3 protein-coding genes are annotated in these 6,632 nt (G+C 36.9%); 1 reads left to right on the forward strand and 2 read right to left on the reverse strand.

Going from position 1 to position 6,632, the window contains the following annotated elements; translation table 11 throughout:
• Positions 1-137: 137 nt before the first annotated feature.
• Complete coding sequence (locus ACRD7B_RS11465; protein WP_430824699.1) at positions 138-1,340, reverse strand: glycoside hydrolase family 53 protein; 1,203 nt, start codon at positions 1,338-1,340, stop codon at positions 138-140.
• Positions 1,341-1,580: 240 nt separating this feature from the next.
• Here ACRD7B_RS11465 and ACRD7B_RS11470 point away from each other — a divergent pair, with 240 nt between their 5' ends.
• Positions 1,581-5,600 carry a two-component regulator propeller domain-containing protein gene (locus tag ACRD7B_RS11470; protein ID WP_430824700.1) on the forward strand — a complete coding sequence of 1,340 codons (4,020 nt, stop codon included), beginning with the start codon at positions 1,581-1,583 and terminating at the stop codon, positions 5,598-5,600.
• Between the two features lie 55 nt (positions 5,601-5,655).
• Here the strand turns inward: ACRD7B_RS11470 and ACRD7B_RS11475 are convergent, their stop codons facing one another.
• Complete coding sequence (locus ACRD7B_RS11475) at positions 5,656-6,534, reverse strand: glycoside hydrolase family 27 protein (RefSeq protein WP_430824701.1); 879 nt, start codon at positions 6,532-6,534, stop codon at positions 5,656-5,658.
• Between the last annotated feature and the right edge of the window lie 98 nt (positions 6,535-6,632).

Below are 6,632 nucleotides of genomic sequence, written 5' to 3' on the forward strand. Positions count from 1 at the left end.
ATAAGAGACAATGATCTCTTTGGGGAACCTTCTTATTTGTGCACCATAAACACATTTTATTTTTTCAATTGAGTGTATTTAGTTGCTCACCGTTCAGCTATTGAACTGTAAGCACAATGCCAAAACCAGTGAAATATTTAGTTGGTAAACGGATGATTTAAATAATTGATCCCATCGGTAGCCTTTCCTGAGAAATCAAATAAAGCACAATTTTCCCAGGCAGAGCCCGTGCCCCATAAGTCTTTTAAACCTGAGGTAATCCAGGCTGGTTCCCAATACATAACTCCAATGGCTCCTGCTTCCATCATATTTTGAGTCAAATCAATCATATACTGCTTTTGACCTTCAACGGAATAAGGGTAAGCTGCAAGCGGAGCTTGAGAACCATATATATTATTGTAGCTGTCGTTATTATCCGTGGTGAAAGGATACGCTGTTTCTAAAATGACAACATCTCTATTAATCTTCGCTTTTAAGCTAATAACCACATCAGGTAAATCGAAGAATGAAACAGTAGTGTGCCAAATATGATAATAAGAAAACCCTGCAATGTCGAAATCGGTCACCTGACCTTGATTGATAATATTGGTAAACCACCAGTCCAGGTTTTTAGGATCTGCCACATGCAAAGCTACCAATGTGCTTTTGCCACTTAGCATATCAACATCACGCACCGCCTTAATACCGGCATTGAGCACCTTACCCATATTAATCCAGTTACCATCACATACTGAAAGCTTAGGAAACGCATTCATAGTGCCAGTGTGCATCATACCACAATTCGTTTCATTTCCTATCTGTACCATCTCGGGTAAGATATTTCGCTCATGCAATTCCTTCATCACACCATAAGTGTAATTGTATACAGAGTCACATAATACATTTATATCTGTAATATCCATCCAGGCTGATGGAGGTGTCTGATGCTCTGGATCTGCCCAAATATCAGAATAATGAAAATCTAAATTGACAGCCATTCCGTTGTCTTTTGCCCGTTTAATATCAATGGCTACTTCTTCAAAGCCACTATAAACTGCTGTTTGGTCTCCATAAATATCTTTGATCCACTCCGGATTGTGCCATAAACGCAGGCGCACCATATTGGCGCCTTTATCTTTGAATAATTTGAAGGGATCTATATTATTTTGGTCTAATTTAAACACTCCTCCTTTATCTTCCACCTGCTTCACATAGCTTAGATCAATCCCGTGCACAAAATCAATGGTCTCGGGCGGTATAGGTGGTTCATCTTCAACAACAGGTTTTTCCTTGGTGCATGACGATGACATGCCAATTAAACCTGCCAACAAAACTGCTATTAATAAAAAATCATTTCTCATCACGTTGCGTTTAAATTACGATATCATCAAAAGTAAACATATGCCTTATTGATAACTTTGGCGTATCCATCCAATACTTATCCATTTCTTACATCAATTTAAAATGAGGCAATTAGAAACCTCATTAAAGTCATATTTGTTAATATCTTACATATTTTTATTAAAATCGTACCAACTTTAACTATCTAATTCTATTTATTTCTACTTTTATTGGATATAAATCAGTTTAAATCACTGTTCATGAAGATCCGTTTCTCAATTTATATAATCATTACTCTTTATACTTACACTGCTCAAGGAGCTGAAAAGTACTTTTCGAGCTTACGATATGAGAACGGATTGCCTTCCAACGTTACTAACTCCATTGTACAAGATCAGAAAGGATTTATATGGATTGGTACAGAAAATGGTTTATGCCGTTACGATGGTTACACAATGATTTATTTCGACAGCCAAAATTCAAAGTCTCAATTGCCATCCGATCGAATAAGCGCACTTTTACTTGATGATGACATTCTATGGGTTGGCACATGGAATAAGCTCTGTACCATTAACATTAAGACTTTTGAGGTTAATACCTTTCAGCAAATTGACATACGTGTTATCCGAACCTTATTTAAAGACTCAAATGAAAACATCTGGGTTGGAACCAATGATGGCTTATTCAAATTTAATAAGGACACACAATCCTTTATAAACTATAGAAAGGATAACAGTAATTTAAGTCATAATACTGTTAGGTCAATATATGAAGATAAGGATGGGCAATTATGGGTTGGCACTTTCGATGGACTGAACTGCTTGAGAGGAAATAGATTTGACTCATTTAAACTGAATGGAACCTACAAACCTAATATTTCAAACAACTTGATACTGACTATCAAAACTGATACCAACAACGATTCTATATTATTAATTGGAACTGAAACGGGGTTATGTCTTTACAATCGTCACACCGGATTATTTCGTAACTATAATTCAGAGAATAGTGCCTTAAGTAATGAGGTCATTAAAAGTATTCATCAATCTAGTAACGAGCTATGGCTCGGCACAGACTTTGGTTTAAATATTTTTAGTTATAAGGATAGTTCTATCACCAGTTTTTTTCACAACCCACATATCAACCACACCATTTGCAACAATGTAGTTCGTCAAATATTTGAAGACCAAAATGCATTATTATGGTTTGTAACTCCAAACGGGATTAGTATACTTGATAATATGGATCGTGGCTATTCGATGAATGAAGTTTTATTTGAGTCCAATGGGATTAAAGCAGGTAATCTGCTGCGCGATATCTTGGTGCTGAATGACGGAAGTAAATGGATGGCCACTGATCATGGAGTTATTCACGAGACAAAGAATGGACAGCAGGAATTGTACACTTCAAAGGGCGAACGTAGCAGACGATTATTGCTGGATAACGCTTATACACTTGCTTTAGATACATTAGGACAAATATGGATAGGCACTGCAGGTGGCATTAATATCTGGAATCCAAATACTCATAGCATGAGTAACATCACATCACAAGCTATAAACGGATTAACATCGAATTACATTGGAAACTTCTCCATGTCATCCGAAGGACAAATATATGTAAGTGCCTGGGAAGGTGGTGTTTTTAAAATAGTAAAGAATAAAGATAAGAAACAACCATACTCCTTTATATCTGTCACCACGAATGGAGAAGCACTTATGTGTGTAAGCAATGGTTTCCTCTACTTTACCGACAATGGAGCTTTAAAGAGGTATGATCCGAAAAATGGCCAGACCATAAAGCTAATGCACAGTAAAGATACAGGCTTGAATAGCCCTATATTAAGTCTACAAAAGGCAAAGAACAATCAGATATGGTTAGCTTTCAATAAAGGACTTGTTCAGTTTAACACCAATAACCATACATTTATTACGCATCGATTTCATGCGCCTATCGCACCAATTATAAGTATGGAAATAGATAAGCAAGGATTTATTTGGGCCGCAACTCCTCACGAAATAATTAAAATAGATTCTGAAACAAGTCTATTATTTACAATCCCACTCAACACCAATACTCCCTTCAAAAACTTTATCAGTAAAAGCAGCTATCAAGCTAATGATGGTCAGCTTTATTTTGGTTGCCAGAATGGCTACCTACAAATTGAGCCACCACTGAATTACAGTGTCAATCAGGATGTGCACACTATCATAAGTGGCTTGTCCATTAACAATGCCATTACTCTGCCTAATGACTCTAATCAAATACTGGATAAAGACATTAGCTATTGTGAAGATATACGTTTGCCTTATCGCGAAAACTCTTTACTTTTTCAGTTTTCTAATTTCGATTACTGGTTGCCCGAGCTAAATAGTTATCGGTACCGCTTAGAGGGTTACAACGAACAATGGCAATACACCGGCGGAAATAAAAACTTTGCTGTGTTTTCGAATCTCAAACCTAATAATTATACTTTGGAAGTGTCAGGCACGAACCATAAAGGTATTGCAAGTGGAAGTACATCTCGAATACATTTTACTATTGAACCTCCAATCTGGTTGAGTGCACCATTTCTTATACTGTATATGCTTGTTATTATTGGTATTATTTACACGGCCTTTTACATTTACAACTTTAGAAATAAGCTGCGTAATCAACTTAACATCATTCAAATCGAAAAAGAGCATTCAGAACAGCTTTTTAGTAACAAACAACAGTTTTTTACCAATATCTCGCATGAGTTTCGAACACCACTCAGCCTAATACTCCCTCCAATAAGGCAAATTCTTAACAGTGGGAATGTCGATGAAGTCAGTAAAAGAATGTTGCAACTGGCAGAAAAGAATTCGCAGCGTCTAATGAACCTTGTTAATCAAATTTTGGATTTTCGAAAGTTAGAAACAACCGGACTGAAAATTAAAACTACACCTGCAAATATTAGCCTAATAGCGCGGGACGTTTTTGAATCATTCAACGACCTAGCTAGACGCAAAGATATTAATTATAAATTTGAAGAAGAAGCCCCATCATTGAATCTGGCTATTGATGATGAAAAAATTAAGACTATTCTTTTTAACCTGCTGTCCAATGCTTTTAAACATACCCCTGCAAAAGGCAACATATCACTCAAGCTAAAAATTCTAAATGGTCTTGCGAAAATAACGGTATCTGATAGTGGTAAGGGCATTGATCCTGCAGAGCATAATCAGATATTTGAACGCTTTTATCAAAGCCCAGGTAATTCCCCGGAAATGTCAGGTACCGGCATAGGATTAACCCTAGCCATGGAATATGCCAGATTGCATCAAGGCACAATTACTCTTGAAAGCAATTTGGGAAAAGGTAGTTGTTTTACTTTAGAGCTTCCTATTTCCTCCATAGATGAAACAGCTATTGAATTTAATTCTATCACTAACAAGGATACTGTACCAATCAGAACGACACCTTCTTCAACAAGCAATATGGTTGGTAAAAACAGGCCTAAAATACTGTTAGCGGATGACAATCCTGACATACTTGAATTTATTGATATGAATTTGAGGTCAAACTACAAGATAATAATGGTCAATAATGGAGTGGAAGCCTTGAAGTTGGCGATAAGCGAACAACCTACTTTAATTATCTCGGATGTGATGATGCCTGAAATGAATGGGCATGAGTTATGTAGACAATTGAAGAGTAACAGTAAAACTATGCACATCCCTGTTTTATTGCTTACGGCTCAAAGCCAAACCAGCCAACAAATACTGGGAATGAAAAGTGGTGCTGACATGTATATTACCAAACCATTTGAAATAGATTATCTGGCATTGTGCATTAAAAATACTTTAAAACGTGAAGCCTACCTTATTAATTATTCAAAAAGTATTATTACCCTTACACTGAATGAAACATCAGAAGAGGAGAAGAATCAGGATACTCGTTTCGTAAAACGTGTGATGACCATTATTGAAGAAAACATTATGAACACCAGCTTTTCAGTTGAAAAGCTAGCTGAATCCATGAACATCAGTCCAACACACTTATACCGTAAACTAAAAGCTTTAACTGGCCAATCAACACAAGACATTATTAAACTCTATCGCCTTGAAAAAGCAGCCAATATGTTAACCAATAAGGAGGGAAACATTACTGAAGTGATGTACCAGGTTGGTTTCTCAAGCCTTCCTTCATTTTCAAAAGCTTTTAAATCTCATTTTGGTAAGTCCCCTAGTGAATATATTAAAAAGAACCAGGATGACTTAACTGCCACTAAACCATTACCTAAAATACCGAAATAACCTACTGAGCATCAAAGTCCATAAACCACATACAGCTCTATCACACTATCTATGATTATTTTACAAGAATCAACCGCATCATTAAAACATCGTGTCCTCCAATGCTTACTTTCAATTTTTGTTTTGATGTTCCCAATTCCTTGTGGTCATACAAATCCCTTATTTTATAGGTTTTATTATTCACCTCTAATGCTCTACCACTCAAATCATCTTTGACAGGGTGCCAGTTCCAGTCATGATTAACAACAACCTCTTCCTCACTCATATTGACGAACGCAAAGGCCCATTCTCCATCTACTAATGGTTTTGCCCATATTTCAATATTACCTTCATCTGAATGACAATATGCCTGAATACCTAATTTATCCTGATTGACAGCAACCACCTCTTTATTTGTCAATATTTCAATTATTTCTTTAGACGCTGAACGCAAATCATTACCCATAATTAAAGGTGAAGCCAACATAGCCCACATTGCAAAATGCACACGATCTTCAGCTACAGACATACCATTACCTACCTCCATCATATCAAAGTCATTCCAATGTCCCGGCCCACTATACTTACGAATATCTTTGCGCAACTTAATTATAGGCCACACCCCTAACGATGCCCAGGTTCCATGGCCCACCTTACAATCCCAACAGTTAATTATATCGCCAGTAACACGCCACATATGCCCCATTTCATCACCCCATTTCCAAGGATCATTATCACCCCATTCGCAAATACTGAATAGTATGGGACGGCCTGCTGCACGAATCGCATCACGCATGGTTTGATAAGCACCTTTGGCATTCAGGTTTTCGGTATCACACCAGTCGTACTTAAGGAAATCAACACCCCATTCAGCATATAACTTGGCATCCTGATACTCAAAGCCACGACTACCTGGATATCCGGCACATGTTGTGGAGCCTGCACAATTGTAGATGCCGAATTACTGCTGATGCGTTAAAATTAGTCACCAAATAATTTTAGTTGTTCTTTGACATCTTGATTGATTTGATATTCTGTAAGCAGTTCTTGTAT

Origin of the sequence: Carboxylicivirga fragile (assembly GCF_050589805.1) — a bacterium.
Taxonomy (GTDB): domain Bacteria; phylum Bacteroidota; class Bacteroidia; order Bacteroidales; family Marinilabiliaceae; genus Carboxylicivirga; species Carboxylicivirga fragile.